Raw genomic sequence first — 18,672 nt, 5'->3', positions numbered from 1 at the left:
TGAGGGGGGGATAATTATTGATTACCCGCCCATACCACCATCACCTTATCGCCCTTGTGCTCGCGTACGAAGCCGTACCCCTCTTTCAGCGACAGCGTGGTTTGCTTGCCTTCACCGATCGCCGGATGGCGGGCACGGAACTGGCCCAGCGTTTGCCAGTGGGCGACGGTTAAGGCCTGCTTGCCCGTCACGTCCTGCCAGTTCATATCCGAGCGGGTACCCTGCAGCGGGTCAGACCCCGTCGGGCCAAACGGACGCTCGGATTCATCACCGTAATAGATTTGTACGCTGCCCGGTGCCAGCAGGAGCAGCTCCGCAGCGCGCTGGCCTCCTTCGCGGAACAGGCGAGTGTCATGGGAGGAGAGATAGCTCAGCACGTTGAAGCTTTGCAGCTTTTCCGCCATCTGCTGCCAGGTGAGATCCATATCGGCCAGGCAATCCACCGCTTTTGCCGCCTGCTCCTGATAATCAAAGTTGATCATCGCGTCGAAACCGTGGCGGTAATAGTCGCTTTGCATCACTCCGTGACCCCAGGACTCGCCGGTCATCCAGAACGGTGCGTTATCGAGCTTTTTGTCCGGGTTGGCCCCTTTCCACGCGGCCAGCGCCTGACTAGCCTGGTCCTTTAACTGTTGCCAGGCCGCAAGCTCGACGTGCTTCGCGGTATCTACCCGGAAACCGTCAATGCCGTAGTCGCGCACCCACTGGCTGAGCCAGTGGGTGAGATAGTCGCGCGGGGTATATCCCGGGATGGCTTTCGCGTGGGTATCGGGCTTGTGCTGATAAAAGTTGGGTAATCCGGAAGGGGCGGTGGATTCCGTTTTCAGATCCGGTAGGAACGCCAGCGACATGGTTAAATCGTCGAAGCCGGGGTTGTCGTAATCACCAATGTCGGTGCGGATCCATTTCTTGCCCCACCATTTTTCCCATGTGGCTTTGTCGCTAAAGTTGATGTAATCGTTGAAGCTATGCCAGCTTTGGCCCGCGCCCGGCTTCCAGTCCGTCCAGCGGTCGCCCAGGGTCTTTTTCAGCTCATCACCCTGCAGATACAGCGCGCCAAACTGGTACTCCTGCATGTCCGCAAGCGTCGCGTAGCCCGCGTGGTTCATGACGATATCGAACAGGATGCGAATGCCGCGCCTGTGCGCTTCATCAACAAGATGGCGCAGATCATCCTCGGTGCCCATGTTGGCATCGAGCTTCGTCCAGTCCTGGGTGTAGTAGCCGTGATAGGCATAGTGTGGGAAGTCCCCTTTGGTGCCACCGCCTACCCAGCCGTGGATCTGCTCAAGCGGGGAACTTATCCAGAGCGCGTTCACCCCCAGCTGCTGTAAATAGTCGAGCCTGCTGGCGAGCCCTTTAAGATCGCCACCGTGGAAGGTGCCAATTTCCTGCATGCCGTCTTTGTGGCGACCGTAGCTGTTGTCGTTGCCCGGGTCGCCATTCACATAGCGGTCTGTCAGTACAAAATAGACCGTGGCGTTTTGCCAGCTAAACGGCGCTGGTTTGTCGGTTTCGGCGCGCTCGAGCAGCAGCAGGCCGTTACTGTTGGCGGCTGGCTGCAGGGTGATTTTTCCATCTTGTACGGTGGCCGTCTGTTTGCTGTAGTAGTCGCGCACGACGGATCCTTCCGGGAAGGTATGGCTGACGTCCAGCGTCAGCGGCTTACCGTCCCACTTCGGGCACTGGCGGATAACGCTTGCAACCGGCTGTTCTGCGGTGCTCTGAATTGTCAGCAGCAGCGTGGGCGTCCCGGATCGGGTATCAATCCGCATCTGGTATTGACCGTCGCGGAAAAGGCGCCACTGCGGCGGAGACCCGTCGCAGGGTTTGAGCGACAGCATCTCATTGAGTTTTATCGCGCCTGTGGGCTGCCAGCACGTCTTGTCAAAACTCAGTGTAAGAGGGCGCGTACCCTTCGCAAGCTTTGCCTGGCTGGTGAAAACCCCGGTGCCTTCGGCGCGAAATGCGTCAAACCCCGGCGATGACCAGTCGGCATGTGCCAGAGCGGGTAACATCAGAAAAGCTAATGCGGTGCGTTTCATTCCATTTTCCTGTCGCGGCATTTTTGACCAGTGTGCCATCAGGTTGTGGTTAAAAACTCATCCCCCATCGCTTTCTGTCGGGAGGATCTGTGAGGATGAGTGATCCCGCGCGAAATGAGACAGTTATCTGCGATATCGCACACATTTTTTCAGGAATGATGTTTTTATGAGCAAGTTTCAGGTGACATAGTTTCGGATTTGGACTATTTCTATACGTGCTCTTGAAGTCTATTTTTGATATGATTTGAGATTCCGCTCTCAAATTTGTGAAAAAAATAAGGTGTTGGGATGATTACATCCGACCAGGAGACCTAATGATATCGACTCCCATTCGACGATATGGGGCCGCGATACTCATGTTACTCACCACGACATTTTCGGGTGGGGTGCTTGCGAAGACGCACACGGATACAACGAGTAAGAAAGCCCACGTAATAAAGACGACAAGTAGTAAGGTTAGCAGTAAACAAGAGTATTCTCGCAATAGTGCAAAGAGTAGTTCACTTCCTGATTTGCGAAAATACCCTTCCGGAACACCAAGAAAAAAAGCGTTTCTCCGGACGGTAATGCCTTACATAACAAGTCAAAATGCCGCGATTACGGCGGATCGTAACTGGTTAATTTCAAAACAGTACGATAGCCGCTGGTCGCCGTCTGAACGCGCGCGTCTGAAAGACATCACGAAGCGCTACAAACTGAGCTGGAACGGTAACACGCGTCGCGTACCGTGGAATGCTCTCCTTGAGCGTGTGGACATTATCCCAGGCAGCATGGTAGCGACCATGGCAGCAGCCGAAAGCGGCTGGGGAACCTCTAAGCTGGCGCGTAATAACAACAACCTGTTCGGCATGAAATGTGCGAAAGGGCGTTGTACGAATGCGCCTGGCAAGGTGAAAGGCTATTCGCAGTTTGAATCTGTGAAAGATTCCGTGAACGCCTATGTGGTGAATCTGAACACGCACCCGGCCTACTCATCGTTCCGTAAATCACGCGCTCAGCTGCGTAAAGCGGACCAGGAAGTGACGGCCAGTACGATGATCCACAAGCTGAAAGGTTATTCGACGAAGGGACAGAGCTATAACAACTATCTGTTTGCTATGTACCAGGATAACCAGCGCTTAATCGCCGCCCATATGTAATCTCAAAAAAACGCCTTCCACTGGAAGGCGTTTTCTTTTCTAGATCAGCACCTCGCTGTGGCGATCCCGGTACTCTTTCGGCGTGGTGTCATACTCTTTGCGAAACACCGAATAGAAATACTGCAGCGAAGGATAGCCGCACATCTGCGAGATTTCGTTGATCGACAGTGACGTAGAGACAAGCAGGCTGCGGGCCTTCTCCAGCTTCTCCGCATGAATGACGGCATGAATGGTTTCGCCCACCTCTTCTTTGAAGCGCTTCTCCAGATTCGAACGCGAAATGCCCACCGAATCCAGCACCTGATCGACCTTAATCCCTTTGCAGGCGTGGTTGCGGATATAGTGCATGGCCTGAATGACGGCCGGGTCGCTTAGGGAGCGATAATCGGTTGAGCGACGCTCAACGACGCGGACGGGGGGAACCAGCAGGCGCTGAAGCGGCAGAGCCTCTTTATCCAGCAGACGGTGCAACAGCTTTGCTGCCTGATAGCCCATCTGACGTGTGCCCTGTGCTACGGAGGAGAGCGCCACGCGGGACAGGTAGCGGGTCAGTTCTTCGTTATCAATGCCAATCACGCACAGTTTTTCAGGCACCGGGATATGCAAATGTTCGCAGACCTGCAGCACGTGTCGGGCGCGGGCGTCCGTCACGGCAATAATGCCGGTTTGCGGTGGCAGCGTTTGCAGCCAGTCCGCCAGGCGGTTTTGCGCGTGCTGCCAGTTTTCCGGTGCGGTTTCCAGCCCCTGATAGACCACGCCGCGGTACTTCTCCTGTGCGACCAACTGGCAAAACGCATGTTCACGCTCCACGGCCCAGCGCTTACCGCTGGTGGCGGGTAAACCATAAAACGCGAAGCGATGGACGCCTTTCTCCTTTAAATGGAGAAAGGCGTCCTCGACCAGGGCATGATTATCGGTGGCGATGTAGTGGACCGGCGGATAGTGTTCGGGTGAATGATACGAGCCGCCGACGCCCACAATCGGCACGTCGACGTCGGTTAGCAGCTGCTCGATGATGGGATCGTCATAGTCGGCGATAACGCCATCACCCAGCCAGTCTTTGATGTTCTCCAGACGGGTGCGGAAATCTTCTTCAATAAAAATATCCCATTCGGATTGCGACGCCTGCAAATATTCACCCACGCCTTCTACCACCTGACGGTCGTAGGCTTTGTTGGCATTGAATAACAACGTAATGCGGTGACGCTTTTCAAACATGGCTCGCTTCCCAATTAAGTCACAATGCGGTTATCAGGCTCGTCGCTTGGTGGCAGAGTCCATCCAGACTGCCAGTAAAAGAATGGCCCCCTTGACGATATACTGCCAAAACGTCGGGACGTCCATCATACTCATCCCGTTATCCAACGACGCCATGATAAATGCCCCCATGACCGCGCCCGCCACGCTACCGATACCGCCTGCGAGGCTGGTGCCACCGATGACGCAGGCAGCGATAGCATCCAGCTCGGCGATGTTACCGGCGGAAGGAGAGCCTGCCCCCAGACGCGAGCTGAGGATCAACCCGGCGATAGCGACCATCAGGCCGTTAATGGCGAAAACCGCCAGCTTGGTACGTTCGACGTTAATACCCGACAGGCGAGCAGCTTCAAGGTTGCCGCCGATGGCATAAATACGACGGCCAAACGCGGTGCGCGTCGCCATAAACATGCCGCCGAGCAGTAACAGCGCCAGCAGCAGTACCGGCGTCGGAACGCCGCGATAGTCGTTAAGAAGCCAGATGGCGCCCAGCACAATGACCGCCGTCAGCGCCTGACGTCCTACCACGGACGTTGACGCTGGCGACGCAAGACCCAGCGCCTGACGGCGCATACGTCCACGCCACTGCCACGCGACAAACGCCAGCAGTCCCACCACGCCGATCGTAAAGCCTATGCTGTCCGAGAGGTAACTCTGGCCAATTTGGGACATCGCCGCGCTGGTCGGGGAGACGGTCGTGCCGTTAGTGATACCGATCAAGATCCCGCGGAAGGCCAGCATTCCCGCCAGGGTGACGATAAACGATGGCACCTTCCGATAGGCAACCCACCAGCCGTTCCAGGCCCCTAAAACCAGCCCCAGTACCAGCGTCACCGCCACGGTCAGCGGCAGCGGCCAGCCGAGCCAGACGTCAAAAATGGCCGCCACGCCGCCGAGAAGACCCATCATCGACCCGACCGACAGGTCGATTTCCGCAGAGATGATCACGAACACCATGCCCACGGCCAGGATGCCGGTGATGGCGGTCTGGCGGAGCAGGTTTGAGACGTTACGCGCGCTTAAGTACGAGCCATCCGTCATCCACGTGAAGAACAGCATGATGACGATAATCGCCGCGATCATCACGAAAACCTGCAGGTTCAGCGCTTTTAGCCCCACGAACGCGCCGGGCGTCGGAACAGCGACTTTGATATCAGACGGATTGCTTTTCGACATGACGTTCGCTCCTTAAAGCGGCTTCCATCACCTGCTCTTGCGTCAGGTTCTGGTTAATCAGGTTGGCTTTCAGTTTCCCCTCGTGCATGACCAGCACGCGGTCGCTCAGACCGAGCACTTCGGGTAACTCAGACGAGATGACAATGACGGCAATTCCTTGCTGTACAAGCTGATTAATCAGTTTGTAGATTTCGTATTTGGCACCGATATCGATCCCGCGCGTCGGCTCATCAAGGATTAATATGCGTGGATTGAGGAGCAGACAGCGCGCCAGAATCGCCTTCTGCTGGTTACCACCGCTCAGTCGGCCAATCGCCAGTCCCGGCGAGGAAGTTTTGACCTTCAGCCGGGCAAGTGACTGAAGGATGCACTGCTGCTCGGCGGCATCATCCAGGCTGCTCAGCGCGCCGGAGAACCGATCGAGTGCCGCAAGGGTGATGTTTTTACCCACCGCCATGACCGGTACGATGCCGTCTTTTTTGCGGTCTTCCGGCACCATGGCAATGCCGCGGGCAATCGCCTGCTGGCAGTTGTCGATTCTCACGGGCTGGCCGTCTATATATATCGTGCCCTCCCAGCGCCCTGGCCACACGCCAAACAGGCACTGCACGGCTTCGGTGCGCCCGGCACCGACGAGCCCAGCAATCCCAAGAATTTCGCCGCTGTGAAGGGAAAACGAAACGTTATTGACCCGCTTAATGTGGCGGTTAACGGGGTGCCACGCGGTCAGGTTTTCCACGCGCAGCACTTCATCGCCCTGACTGTGGGGCTCATTCGGGTAGAGCGCGGTCAGCTCGCGGCCCACCATCATGGTGATGATGTCATCTTCACTCATGCCCGCAGCTTCACGCGTGCCGATGTGTTGCCCGTCGCGGATCACGCAGATGGTGTCCGAAATGGCTTTTACCTCGTTCAGCTTGTGCGAAATGTAGATGCAGGCGATACCGTGGTTTTGCAGATCGCGGATGATATTGAGCAGAACCGCAGTTTCCTGTTCGGTGAGTGACGCCGTTGGCTCATCGAGGATCAGCAGCCTGACCTGTTTATTCAGCGCCTTCGCAATTTCGACCAGCTGCTGTTGCCCCAGGCCCAGATCGCCCACGCGGGTATCCGGTGAAATGTTGAGGCTCACCTGCGCCAGCAGCTTTTCACAGCGGAGCGTCATGGTGTCGTAATCCAGCACGCCGTGGCGGGAAATCTCGGCTCCGAGGAAGATGTTCTCCAGCACGGTGAGATGTTTCACCAGCGCCAGCTCCTGGTGGATGATGGCGATGCCTTTACGTTCGGTGTCGCGAATGTGCGTCGCCTGGATGACTTCACCAGCAAAGACAATTTCGCCTTCGTAACTGCCGTGCGGGTAGATCCCACACAGGACTTTCATCAGCGTTGATTTGCCCGAACCATTCTCGCCACACAGCGAAACCACTTCGCCAGGGTTCAACCGGAGACTGACGTTGTCGACGGCTTTCACCGCGCCGAAGCGCTTGGTGATGCTTTTCATTTCAAGTAAATAAGGCATAACTGCTCCACATAACCCGAGGGAAGAACAGTACAACGTGATGCGCCCCCGCAGAGCAGGGGCAGCGCCGGATTACAGTTCGCTCTTCTTGTGGAAACCGTCTTTAATAACGGTGGCGTCAATGTTCTCTTTATTGACTTCAATTGGCGTGAGCAGGCGAGCCGGAACGTCTTTCAGGCCGTTATTCAGCGTTGCATCTGCTTTAGGTTGCTTACCGTTGCCCAGCTCAACGGCAATTTCCGCCGCCGTATTGGCAAGCTCAGTAATCGGTTTGTAGACCGTCATGGTCTGAGTACCTGCGATAATGCGTTTTACGCCCGCCAGGTCGGCATCCTGACCAGAAATCGCGACTTTACCGGCCAGTCCCTGGGCACTCAGAGCCTGAATAGCCCCGCCTGCTGTGGCATCGTTGGAGGCCACGACAGCATCAATTTTGTTGTTATTGGCCGTCAGCGCATTTTCCATAATCTTCAGGGCATTTTCTGGTAACCATCCGTCGGCCCACTGATCGCCGACCACCTTAATTTTGCCGCTGTCGATGTACGGCTTAAGGACCTTCATTTGCCCTTCGCGGAACAGTTTGGCGTTGTTATCCACCGGCGAACCGCCCATCAGGAAATAATTGCCTTGAGGCACTTTGTCGATCAGGCTTTGCGCCTGTAATTCGCCCACTTTTTCATTGTCGAAGGAAATATAATAATCAATATCGGCGTTATTAATCATGCGGTCATAAGCGAGAACTTTTATGCCTTCCTGCTTCGCTTCTTTCACCACGTTACTTAATACCTGGCCGTTATAAGGGATAATGACAAGAACATCGACTCCCCGGTTGATCATATTCTCGATCTGCGACATTTGCGTTTCTTCATTGCCGTTAGCCGACTGAACAAACACATTCGCACCGAGTGATTCCGCTTTTTTCACAAAAATATCGCGATCTTTTTGCCAGCGCTCCAGACGCAGGTCATCTATCGCCATACCAATTTTGACCTCCTTGGCATGTCCTGCAAAGCTTACAAGGAGGAGCGTAGTGCAGAGCGTTAGGGTCAGGTTCTTTATCTTCATAATTATTAGGCCTTTTTGTAGGGGTATGTGTTGCTGAGATAAAAGAAACATTCACTGCTGGGTCGCAGCAAATTTTTAACGCGGAAAAGCGGGCTGGCAATTACAGATTTTTATCTTCTCATTACGATATTTGGTTTATTTCTGAATTTATGACCGCGATCGGATTTTAAAATTCGTAACGCCTTAATTACATTTGATTCTGGAATGCGCGCCGAAAAATAGTTTGTCTGCGCATTATTTTGCGAGCCAGCGCACAGTTGTGCATTCTCTCAATAGCAGTGTGAAATAACGTAATTGAGCAACCCAAAATGTCTATTCACTATTACTCCTGAATCAACGACTCGCCGCATACCCTGATTATGGAGCTCAATATGCAAGCTTATTTCGACCAACTCGATCGCGTTCGTTACGAAGGCCCAAAAACGACCAATCCTTTAGCATTTCGTCACTACAATCCGGATGAGCTGGTGCTGGGTAAGCGCATGGAAGATCATCTGCGCTTTGCCGCCTGTTACTGGCATACCTTCTGCTGGAACGGCGCCGATATGTTCGGCGTGGGTTCCTTTGACCGTCCGTGGCAACAGCCGGGTGAGGCCATCGAGCTGGCGAAACGCAAAGCCGATGTGGCGTTTGAGTTCTTCCACAAGCTGAACGTGCCGTACTACTGCTTCCATGATGTTGACGTATCGCCGGAAGGGGCGTCGCTGAAAGAGTACCTGAACAATTTTGCGCAGATGGTGGACGTGCTGGCAGAAAAACAGCAGCAAAGCGGCGTGAAGCTGCTCTGGGGTACGGCAAACTGCTTCACCAACCCACGCTACGGTGCGGGTGCGGCCACCAACCCGGATCCGGAAGTGTTTAGCTGGGCGGCTACGCAGGTGGTGACGGCAATGGACGCTACGCATCAGCTGGGCGGCGAAAACTATGTCCTGTGGGGCGGCCGTGAAGGCTATGAAACCCTGCTCAATACCGACCTGCGCCAGGAGCGCGAGCAGATTGGCCGTTTTATGCAGATGGTTGTCGACCATAAGCACAAAATCGGCTTCCGCGGCACGCTGCTGATCGAGCCTAAACCGCAGGAACCAACCAAGCATCAGTACGACTATGATGTCGCCACCGTGTATGGCTTCCTGAAGCAGTTTGGTCTGGAAAAAGAGATCAAAGTGAATATTGAGGCTAACCACGCTACCCTGGCGGGCCACTCATTCCATCACGAAATTGCCTCTGCGATTGCGCTGGGCATCTTCGGATCGGTAGATGCGAACCGCGGCGATCCGCAGCTGGGCTGGGATACCGATCAGTTCCCGAACAGCGTGGAAGAGAATGCGCTGGTGATGTACGAGATCGTCAAAGCGGGCGGTTTCACCACCGGCGGCCTTAACTTTGACGCCAAGGTGCGTCGCCAGAGCACCGACAAATACGATCTGTTCTACGGCCACATTGGCGCGATGGACACCATGGCGCTGGCGCTGAAAGTGGCGGCGCGTATGATTGAAGACGGCGAGCTGGATAAGCGCGTGGCGAAGCGCTACAGCGGCTGGAACAGTGAGCTGGGCCAGCAAATTTTGAAGGGTCAGTTATCGCTTGCGGACATCGCGAAGTACGCTGAACAACAGCAGCTGGCGCCGCAGCACCAGAGCGGGCATCAGGAATTGCTGGAAAACCTGGTTAATCACTACCTGTTCGATAAATAACAGCATCCAGGCCCGGTAAGCGGAAGCGCCACCGGGCATTTCTGTCAAAGGAGTCACCACAATGTATATCGGGATCGATCTTGGCACATCGGGTGTGAAAGCCATCCTGTTAAGCGAGCAGGGCGACGTGTTAGCAACGCAGACTGAAAAGCTGCAGGTTTCACGCCCGCATCCGCTGTGGTCGGAGCAGGACCCGGAGCAGTGGTGGCAGGCGACGGATCGCGCGATGAAAGCCTTAGGTGAGCAGCACAGCCTGCGCGACGTGAAAGCGCTGGGCATTGCCGGACAAATGCATGGTGCAACGTTGCTGGATAGCCAGCATCGCGTTCTGCGCCCGGCTATTCTCTGGAACGATGGCCGCTGTGCGGAAGAGTGCGCAATCCTTGAAGCGCGTGTGCCCACGTCCCGCGAGATTACGGGCAACCTGATGATGCCGGGCTTCACCGCACCAAAACTTTTGTGGGTACAGCGCCACGAGCCGGAGATTTTCCGTCAGGTGGCGAAAGTCCTGTTGCCAAAAGACTATCTGCGTTTTCGCATGACAGGCGATTTCGCCAGCGACATGTCCGATGCCGCCGGCACGATGTGGCTCGACGTGGCGAAGCGCGACTGGAGCGAGGCGATGCTGGATGCCTGCCATCTGACCCGGGAACATATGCCCGCGCTGTTCGAAGGCTGTGAGGTGACGGGTACGCTGCTGCCAGACGTTGCGGAACGCTGGAATATGCCTGCCGTACCGGTGGTGGCCGGGGGCGGCGATAACGCGGCGGGTGCCGTGGGTGTCGGGATGGTTGAGGCGGGGCAGGCGATGCTGTCGCTGGGAACCTCTGGGGTCTATTTTGCCGTCAGCGACGGCTATCGCAGCAATCCCGAAAGCGCTGTGCACAGTTTCTGTCATGCGCTTCCGGGAAAATGGCATTTGATGTCGGTGATGCTGAGCGCGGCATCCTGCCTGGACTGGGCGGCGAAGCTTACCGGCATGGCGGACGTTCCGGCACTCATTTCGGCGGCGCAGCAGGCGGATGACGCGGCGAGTACCGTCTGGTTTTTACCCTATCTTTCTGGCGAGCGTACGCCGCACAACAACCCGGAAGCGAAAGGGGTATTCTTTGGCCTAACCCATCAGCACGGCCCGGCAGAGCTGGCGCGTGCGGTTCTGGAAGGTGTGGGGTATGCGCTGGCCGACGGAATGGATGTGGTGCACGACTGCGGCCTGAAACCGGCGAGCGTCACCCTGATTGGCGGCGGCGCGCGAAGCCCTTACTGGCGACAGATGCTGGCGGATATCAGCGGGTTGCAGCTGGATTTCCGCACGGGAGGGGATGTAGGCCCCGCGCTCGGCGCCGCGCGTCTGGCGCAGATCGCTATGAACCCGGACAAGCCGCTTTCGCAGCTGCTGCCGCAGCTTACGCTTGAACAGGCGCATGTGCCTGACGCGGCAGGACATGCCCGTTATGCCGAAAGGCGCGAGGTGTTCCGCAAAATCTATCAGCAATTGCTGCCGCTGATGTCATAAACTCGCTTGTCCGACAGAGGCACGAAGATGTCCTTTTTTGGTCTGTGCGTGCCTCTCTTTCCTTGCCAGTATGGTGACACACCCACTGGCGAGGAGATTTATCATGTCACGCATTGCACTCATCAATATTGATACTCAGCAGTCCTTCCATCATCGCCCTTACTGGCAGGAGGGCGACATTCCTGCCTTTCAGCAGGCGATGCTGGGGCTGATTGAAGGCTGCCAGGCGCGCGGTATTCCTGTCGTTGATATTTTTCATGTGGATGAAGACGGCCCCTTCACGCTGCAAAGCGGCTATGTCAAACCGATGGCCTTTTTGCGTCATCACCCGGATGTGGTTTTCCAGAAACACGTCCATAATGCCTTCACGGATACCGGGCTTGACCGCTGGCTGCGCGAGCGTGATATCAACCAGCTGATTATCTGCGGCATTCGCACGGAACAATGCTGTGAAACCACCGCTCGGGTAGCATCCGATCTGGGTTATGCTGTGACGTTTGTGAGCGAGGCAACGCTGACGTTTCCCATGATGTACAAGGGCATTACCCTGAGCGCAGCGGAAATTCGCCATCGTACCGAGACGGTACTGGCCGGGCGTTTTGCCGAAATTAAAACGGTAGCGGAGACGCTGGAGTCACTGTAATGCGCATCGACGTCTGGTTCGTGATGTTACCCGGGGTACTGGCACTGGATATGTCAGGCCCGGCGGAGACCTTTGTGCTGGCTGGCGACGCGTTTCGTCTGCATTACATTGGGCCGCAACCGGACGTGCCGACGTCGATAGGCCTGACGATGGGCGGCATCCAGCCGTTGCCGGAAAGTCTGCCTCCGGGGAGTCTGCTGGTCCTGCCGGGGGTGAGCGACTCCCGCGTTCAGTTCTCAACGCCGCAGGCGCAGCAGATCCAGCACTGGCTAATGCGCCTGCAGCCGGTCATTCAGCGCCGGGATATCACGGTGATGTGCGTCTGTTCTGGTGCACTGCTGGCGGCGAAATCGGGCCTGCTGAATAACAAACAGTGCACAACCCACCATGACGTTATCAGCCGTTTACGCACTGTGGCTCCCACGGCGACGATTAAAGAAAACCGCATCTTTGTACAGGACGAGAATATCTGGACCAGCGCCGGGATCACGTCGGGCATCGATCTGGCGCTGCATATGATCAACCGCCTGTGCGGTCCCGAAAAGGCGCTGGCCGTGGCGCGCGAGATGGTGGTCTGGTTCCGCCGTTCCGGTGACGATCCCCAGCTTTCACCGTGGCTGCGCTACCGCAACCATCTTCATCCGGCGATCCATCGGGCGCAGGATGCGCTCACCGCCGAGCCGCAAAAAACGTGGAGCTTGCCTGATATCGCCGCACTGGCGCACGTCAGCCCGCGCCATCTCACCCGGCTTTTCCAGACGCATTTAGGGATTAGCGTCCGCGATTATCTGGAGCAGCTGCGTCTGGCGGTGGCGGAGCAGTGGCTGATGCAGGGGCGCGGCGTGGAACAGGCCTCGCTGGCGGCAGGCTTCTCCTCCCCGCGCCAGTACCACCGCGCCCGGCAGCGCAGCGTTAGCTGACGAAGCGGCGCGCGTCGATTTTTTGCAGCAGCATCGACAGCAGCAGGCTGATAACCAGCGTAGCGGCAAAAATCCAGACGATATCCAGCACCGGCCAGCTTTTGAGCTCAACGCCCCTTGTTCGCAGGGCGTGGATCACCAGCGCGTGAAAACCGTAAATTCCCAGCGAGTGCCGCGAGATAAAGCCCAGCACGGGAAGGGGACGCGCGTTCAAGGTGTTTTTAACGAGCGTGAGCAGCGATACGGCACAGATAAAGACCATCGGCCCGCAATACAGATACCAGGTATCGGCAAAATTGCCGCGCCACTGAAGCTCATGTAGCGTCCCGCGTGAAATCACCGCCACGCCGGCGATAAACAGCGCTCCGCAGAGCCAGTTCAGACCGCGCTTTTGCGTGTCCATCATCCCGATGGCGCGCCCCAGCATGCCGTAAAGCACGTAGTAGAAGGTGTCGCCGTTGATATAGAGGTTTACCGGCAACCATTCGAAACCATCGATTTTCTGCGAGACCGTGTTCGGGTTGGCGACGATGCCAATCACCACCATCAGGGCCAGAAGCATTTTCCCGCTGACGTTTTTCACCTGAATGAGCGGAGAGACCAGATAGATAACGATGATGGCGAAGAAGAACCACAGGTGGTAGAAAACCGGTTTTTGCAGCAAATATTTGAGGGATAACCCGGCGTTAATGGAGGTAAACAGGGTGATATAGAGCAGGGCAACGGCGCTGTAGAACCCCAGGCAGGCCGCGATGCGGATGAAGTGCCTCGGCTGCGCGCTACGCTCGCCAAAAAAGAGAAAGCCGGAAATCATAAAAAACAGCGGCACGCTGACGCGCGACGCGGAGTTGAGGATATTGGCAATATCCCAGTTAACGGGGCTGATGCTGTGGGCATTCGTGACATACCAGGTCGTCGTGTGGATCATGACCACCATCAGACACGCTATTCCTCGCAGGTTATCAATCCAGTTAATTTTTGACGGCATCAGTTCCTCGTATTCCCTGTAAAGTGAGTGGGACTCCCATTGTCCAAAAGTCTTCGTTTGGAAAATTCTGAGTTTTATGCGCAGGCTTGCCGGGAGACCGCGAGATTCGCAGAATGGCAGACCTTAATCTATAAAAGTGTTGATACTAAAAATAACAGCCGCTGACCAGGACGGTAATAAAAATGATGATGAAGCGTGTGGCATCACTCTTTCTGCTGTTGATGCTGGCAGGATGCAGTGCGCCACAGGAAGTCCCCGTGCAAAAAGCGCAGCAGGGAAAAATAAGCCCGGAGCGTTCGCTGAATATGGAAGCGCTCTGTAAAGAGCGGGCCGCTCGGCGCTATAACTCGGACGTTCAGAAAATTAACGTCATCGGATTCGAGCGCTTTCAGGGCAGCTATGAGCTTAGAGGGTATACTGCGCGTAAAGAGGGCTTTGTCTGCTCGTTTGATGCGGACGGTCAGTTTTTACATCTCTCCATGCGCTAGCCTGCTCGCATAATCAACAACCAGACGCCGCCAGCGTTCTGGCCGGAAGGCTTATTTCCCAATTTTCCCTAAACAACCCCGTTTCGTACTGTATATCTTGCAGCCAGCGGGTATACTGGTCCCTTCCATTTAAAACCACACGTATCCAGCACGAAATACTATGCAAAAGTTTGATACCAAGACCTTCCAGGGCCTGATCCTGACCTTACAGGATTACTGGGCTCGTCAGGGCTGTACCATTGTTCAACCTTTGGACATGGAAGTCGGCGCCGGCACTTCACACCCGATGACCAGCCTGCGCGCGTTGGGGCCAGAGCCAATGGCGACCGCGTATGTGCAGCCTTCCCGTCGTCCGACCGATGGTCGTTACGGTGAAAACCCGAACCGTCTGCAGCATTACTATCAGTTCCAGGTTGTGATTAAGCCATCACCCGACAACATTCAGGAACTGTATCTCGGGTCGCTGAAAGAGCTGGGTATGGATCCAACCATCCACGACATCCGTTTCGTGGAAGACAACTGGGAAAACCCAACGCTGGGTGCCTGGGGTCTCGGTTGGGAAGTGTGGCTGAACGGCATGGAAGTGACCCAGTTCACCTACTTCCAGCAGGTTGGCGGTCTGGAATGTAAGCCAATCACCGGTGAAATCACCTACGGTCTGGAACGTCTGGCCATGTACATTCAGGGCGTAGACAGCGTTTACGACCTGGTCTGGAGCGACGGCCCGCTGGGTAAAACCACCTACGGCGACGTGTTCCATCAGAACGAAGTGGAGCAATCCACCTATAACTTCGAATACGCGGACGTGGACTTCCTGTTCACCTGCTTCGAGCAGTACGAGAAAGAGGCACAGCAGCTGCTGGCGCTGGAAACTCCGCTGCCGCTGCCTGCTTACGAGCGTATTCTGAAGGCCGCCCACAGCTTCAACCTGCTGGACGCCCGCAAAGCCATCTCCGTGACTGAACGTCAGCGCTACATTCTGCGTATTCGCACTCTGACCAAAGCCGTTGCAGAAGCTTACTACGCGTCCCGTGAAGCCCTTGGCTTCCCGATGTGCAACCGAAACAAATAAGAGGCGGCCATGTCTGAGAAAACTTTCCTGGTGGAAATCGGCACCGAAGAGCTGCCACCAAAAGCCCTGCGCAGCCTGGCTGAATCTTTTGCTGCGAACGTGACCGCCGAGCTGGATAACGCTGGCCTGGCGCACGGTAAAATTGAGTGGTTTGCTGCACCGCGTCGTCTGGCGCTGAAAGTGGCAAATCTGGCGGCGTCTCAGCCGGATCGTGAAGTTGAAAAACGTGGCCCGGCGATTGCCCAGGCGTTTGACGCGGAAGGCAAGCCAAGCAAGGCTGCCGAAGGCTGGGCGCGCGGCTGCGGCATCACCGTCGATCAGGCCGAGCGTCTGACCACCGATAAAGGCGAATGGCTGCTGTACCGTGCCCACGTGAAAGGCGAAAGCGCTGAAGCGCTGCTGCCAAACATGATCGCCACTTCTCTGGCGAAGCTGCCGATTCCTAAGCTGATGCGCTGGGGCGCGTCTGACGTACACTTCGTGCGTCCGGTACACACCGTGACCCTGCTGCTGGGCGACACCGTTATCCCGGCGACCATTCTGGGCGTGGCGTCCGATCGCGTGATCCGCGGCCACCGCTTTATGGGCGAGCCAGAGTTCACCATCGACAATGCCGACCAGTATCCGCAGATCCTGCTGGAACGCGGTAAAGTGATTGCCGACTACGAACAGCGTAAAGCCAAAATTAAAGCGGACGCGGAAGAAGCGGCGCGTAAGATTGGCGGTAATGCCGATCTGAGCGACAGCCTGCTGGAAGAGGTCACTTCTCTGGTGGAATGGCCGGTTGTGCTGACCGCGAAATTCGAAGAGAAATTCCTGGCCGTTCCGGCAGAAGCGCTGGTGTACACCATGAAGGGTGACCAGAAGTACTTCCCGGTTTACGCCAACGACGGCAAGCTGCTGCCAAACTTCATCTTCGTGGCGAACATCGAATCGAAAGATCCGAGCCAGATTATCTCCGGTAACGAGAAAGTGGTGCGCCCGCGTCTGGCAGATGCCGAGTTCTTCTTCAATACCGACCGTAAAAAGCGTCTGGAAGATAACCTGCCGCGCCTGCAGACCGTGCTGTTCCAGCAGCAGCTGGGTACGCTGCGCGACAAAACCGACCGTATCGCGGAGCTGTCCGGCTGGATCGCCCGTGAAATCGGTGCCGACGTTAACCACGCGACCCGCGCGGGCCTGCTCTCCAAATGCGACCTGATGACCAACATGGTGTTCGAATTCACCGACACCCAGGGCGTAATGGGCATGCACTACGCGCGTCACGATGGCGAAGCGGAAGACGTGGCCGTAGCTCTGAACGAGCAGTATCAGCCGCGCTTTGCGGGCGACGATCTGCCGTCCAACCCGGTTGCCTGCGCTGTAGCGATTGCCGATAAGATGGACACCCTGGCGGGTATCTTCGGCATCGGCCAGCATCCTAAAGGCGATAAAGACCCGTTTGCGCTGCGTCGTGCCGCGCTGGGCGTGCTGCGCATCATCGTTGAGAAGAACCTGAACCTTGATCTGCAGACCCTGACCGAAGAAGCGGTGCGTCTGTACGGCGACAAGCTGACCAACGCGAACGTTGTGGATGACGTGATCGACTTTATGCTCGGCCGTTTCCGCGCGTGGTATCAGGACGAAGGTTACACCGTCGACACCATTCAGGCGGTGCTGGCGCGTCGTCCAACCCGTCCGGCTGATTTCGATGCGCGTATGAAGGCGGTTTCCCACTTCCGTACGCTGGAAGCGGCATCTGCTCTGGCGGCGGCCAACAAGCGTGTATCCAACATCCTGGCGAAATCCGACGAGACGCTGAACGAGCGCGTAAACGCCGCGACGCTGAAAGAGCCGGAAGAGATCGCCCTGGCGATGCAGGTTGTGGTGCTGCGCGACAAGCTCGAGCCGTACTTCGCGGAAGGTCGCTACCAGGAAGCGCTGGTGGAGCTGGCGGAGCTGCGTGACGTGATCGACGCCTTCTTCGAGAAAGTGATGGTGAACGTAGAAGATAAAGAACTGCGTATTAACCGTCTCTCCATGCTCGAAAAACTGCGCGAGCTGTTCCTGCGCGTGGCGGATATTTCGCTGTTGCAGTAATGTGCCCGTTGTAACACATGCTAAAAACCCGCTTCGGCGGGTTTTTTTATGGGTCTTTTGTAGACCGGATAAGCGCAGCGCCATCCGGCAGGTTTAGCCGATCGCGATTGTGCCTTCGTCTGTCTGCAGCCAGCGCGGTGCCTTCAGCGTATCAGCAAAGTAGCTGACCAGCTCGCACAGCAAATCTTCCATCACGATTTCAGATTGTCGCGGCAGTGAGCCGTTCATCAGCATCTGCGTAAGCTCCTGACAGTAGCGCCCCAGCTGATCGCATTCGGGTTCGAAAGCCGGAACGCGTGACGGGAGTTCCTTCACGGTCAGGCTGGCTTTTAAAGCGTCCGGAACAGGTTCCAGAAGCGTGGGTTGCAGAAGATTCAGACAGGCATAAAGTCTGCCGTAAAGCGCCATTTTTGGGGCGGGTTCTTCGCAATCTACCAGTGCGTCGGTAAAACGTTCGCAGTTATCCGCCAGTTCGGTGAAGTCGGTGGCGTGGTTAAAGGGCAGGGTGAATAAAGAATGAGCTTGGGTTGGGGTAGTAGCCATATTGGCAGCCTCCGATAAGTGATAAAGCTTCGACCACCGGAAATGCTAACTTCGCTGGTGGTGGACTGAACAGAGTTAGCATTACCGGCCTTATCGGATACCGGCGCATCTTTCGATGCCCCTGCTCAGCCCACCATTGAGATGTAGCAAAGCATGCTGCACATAATGTGCCGCCGATAAGATAAGCCAGGATGCTAAACCCGGCACCTGATTTTGCAGGTGCAAAGAGAACTTACTGCTCATCAAAACAGGCGGCAATAGATTTGAGCTATGCCACTGAGGATATTACCATTTCTGGAAAGAGACTCGCAAAATTACCGCAATGAAAAGCATACTGTGGGCAGAGGTCTTACAGCGACGCTATGGTCCGGCTGTAAATCGCTGAGGCGTTTCCTGCAGGCCGGGGCGAGGCGCATGGATGCGCCGAGAGGGCGGGCTTTACAGGGATGTTACCTCCGCCCGTCCCCGATAAGCCGGAAGGAATAAGCCGAAGGTACCGCGTAGCGGCGATTTACCGCCGGGAGCCCG

At 56.2% G+C, this 18,672-nt stretch carries 15 protein-coding genes and 1 pseudogene; 8 read left to right on the top strand and 8 right to left on the bottom strand.

Features of this window, described 5'->3' with window-relative positions; all coding sequences use genetic code 11:
- Positions 1-14: 14 nt before the first annotated feature.
- Positions 15-2,045, bottom strand: coding sequence for an alpha-amylase (locus tag IM265_RS18900; protein WP_193031582.1), 2,031 nt, complete (start codon positions 2,043-2,045; stop codon positions 15-17).
- A 314-nt stretch (positions 2,046-2,359) separates the two neighbouring features.
- Between IM265_RS18900 and IM265_RS18895 the strand changes: the two genes are divergently transcribed.
- A complete protein-coding gene (locus IM265_RS18895) occupies positions 2,360-3,184 on the top strand; it encodes a protein bax (RefSeq protein WP_032644950.1) in 825 nt (274 codons plus the stop codon).
- A 39-nt stretch (positions 3,185-3,223) separates the two neighbouring features.
- Here IM265_RS18895 and xylR read toward each other — a convergent pair whose 3' ends face one another.
- The 4 genes from xylR to xylF form a co-directional block, all read right to left on the bottom strand.
- Positions 3,224-4,402: a D-xylose utilization transcriptional activator XylR gene (xylR, locus tag IM265_RS18890; protein WP_182035309.1), complete on the bottom strand. Its 1,179-nt coding sequence runs from the start codon at positions 4,400-4,402 to the stop codon at positions 3,224-3,226.
- Positions 4,403-4,435: 33 nt separating this feature from the next.
- The gene (gene xylH / locus IM265_RS18885; protein ID WP_193031584.1) at positions 4,436-5,617 is read right to left on the bottom strand and encodes a xylose ABC transporter permease XylH; all 1,182 of its coding nucleotides are present in this window, start codon (positions 5,615-5,617) and stop codon (positions 4,436-4,438) included.
- Positions 5,595-7,136 carry a xylose ABC transporter ATP-binding protein gene (locus IM265_RS18880; RefSeq protein WP_182035305.1) on the bottom strand — a complete coding sequence of 514 codons (1,542 nt, stop codon included), beginning with the start codon at positions 7,134-7,136 and terminating at the stop codon, positions 5,595-5,597. Before IM265_RS18880 ends, xylH begins: the two co-directional genes overlap by 23 nt.
- Positions 7,137-7,208: 72 nt before the next feature.
- A complete protein-coding gene (xylF, locus tag IM265_RS18875) occupies positions 7,209-8,201 on the bottom strand; it encodes a D-xylose ABC transporter substrate-binding protein (RefSeq protein ID WP_041911619.1) in 993 nt (330 codons plus the stop codon).
- 371 nt (positions 8,202-8,572) lie between these two features.
- On the opposite strand from xylF, the gene xylA reads away from it, so the two are divergent.
- The 4 genes from xylA to IM265_RS18855 all read left to right on the top strand — a co-directional run bounded on the left by xylA (position 8,573) and on the right by IM265_RS18855 (position 12,974).
- A complete protein-coding gene (xylA, locus tag IM265_RS18870; protein WP_193031586.1) occupies positions 8,573-9,895 on the top strand; it encodes a xylose isomerase in 1,323 nt (440 codons plus the stop codon).
- 61 nt (positions 9,896-9,956) lie between these two features.
- Positions 9,957-11,411: a xylulokinase gene (gene xylB / locus IM265_RS18865; RefSeq protein WP_063437286.1), complete on the top strand. Its 1,455-nt coding sequence runs from the start codon at positions 9,957-9,959 to the stop codon at positions 11,409-11,411.
- A gap of 103 nt (positions 11,412-11,514) precedes the next feature.
- Positions 11,515-12,054 (top strand): isochorismatase family protein, encoded by a 540-nt coding sequence (locus IM265_RS18860; protein WP_193031589.1) that lies wholly within the window; start codon positions 11,515-11,517, stop codon positions 12,052-12,054.
- Positions 12,054-12,974, top strand: coding sequence for a GlxA family transcriptional regulator (locus tag IM265_RS18855; RefSeq protein WP_045260023.1), 921 nt, complete (start codon positions 12,054-12,056; stop codon positions 12,972-12,974). The genes IM265_RS18860 and IM265_RS18855 overlap by 1 nt, the downstream gene beginning before the upstream one ends.
- On the opposite strand, the gene IM265_RS18850 is transcribed toward IM265_RS18855, so the two are convergent.
- Positions 12,967-13,962 carry an acyltransferase gene (locus IM265_RS18850; protein WP_126300638.1) on the bottom strand — a complete coding sequence of 332 codons (996 nt, stop codon included), beginning with the start codon at positions 13,960-13,962 and terminating at the stop codon, positions 12,967-12,969. The two genes, IM265_RS18855 and IM265_RS18850, sit on opposite strands and share 8 nt — an antisense overlap.
- 182 nt (positions 13,963-14,144) lie before the next feature.
- Here IM265_RS18850 and IM265_RS18845 point away from each other — a divergent pair, with 182 nt between their 5' ends.
- From IM265_RS18845 to glyS, 3 genes are all read left to right on the top strand, one after another.
- Entirely contained in the window at positions 14,145-14,450 is a 306-nt protein-coding gene (locus IM265_RS18845; protein ID WP_028015074.1) for a YsaB family lipoprotein, read from the top strand.
- A gap of 160 nt (positions 14,451-14,610) precedes the next feature.
- Complete coding sequence (glyQ, locus tag IM265_RS18840; protein WP_003860141.1) at positions 14,611-15,522, top strand: glycine--tRNA ligase subunit alpha; 912 nt, start codon at positions 14,611-14,613, stop codon at positions 15,520-15,522.
- Positions 15,523-15,531: 9 nt separating this feature from the next.
- On the top strand, positions 15,532-17,601 hold the full coding sequence (glyS, locus tag IM265_RS18835; protein ID WP_028015075.1) for a glycine--tRNA ligase subunit beta: 2,070 nt from the start codon (positions 15,532-15,534) through the stop codon (positions 17,599-17,601).
- A 93-nt stretch (positions 17,602-17,694) separates the two neighbouring features.
- Here the strand turns inward: glyS and IM265_RS18830 are convergent, their stop codons facing one another.
- Positions 17,695-18,072: a hypothetical protein gene (locus tag IM265_RS18830; protein ID WP_301538619.1), complete on the bottom strand. Its 378-nt coding sequence runs from the start codon at positions 18,070-18,072 to the stop codon at positions 17,695-17,697.
- Positions 18,033-18,257, bottom strand: a pseudogene (locus tag IM265_RS22215) (hypothetical protein); the annotation flags it as partial. The gene IM265_RS18830 and the pseudogene IM265_RS22215, both read right to left, overlap by 40 nt.
- Positions 18,258-18,672: the final 415 nt, after the last annotated feature.

This window comes from Enterobacter cloacae complex sp. P17RS (genome assembly GCF_014895885.1).
GTDB lineage: Bacteria > Pseudomonadota > Gammaproteobacteria > Enterobacterales > Enterobacteriaceae > Enterobacter > Enterobacter bugandensis.
The sequence above is the reverse complement of the archived record's forward strand: the minus strand, read 5'-3'. Positions and strand labels throughout refer to the sequence as shown.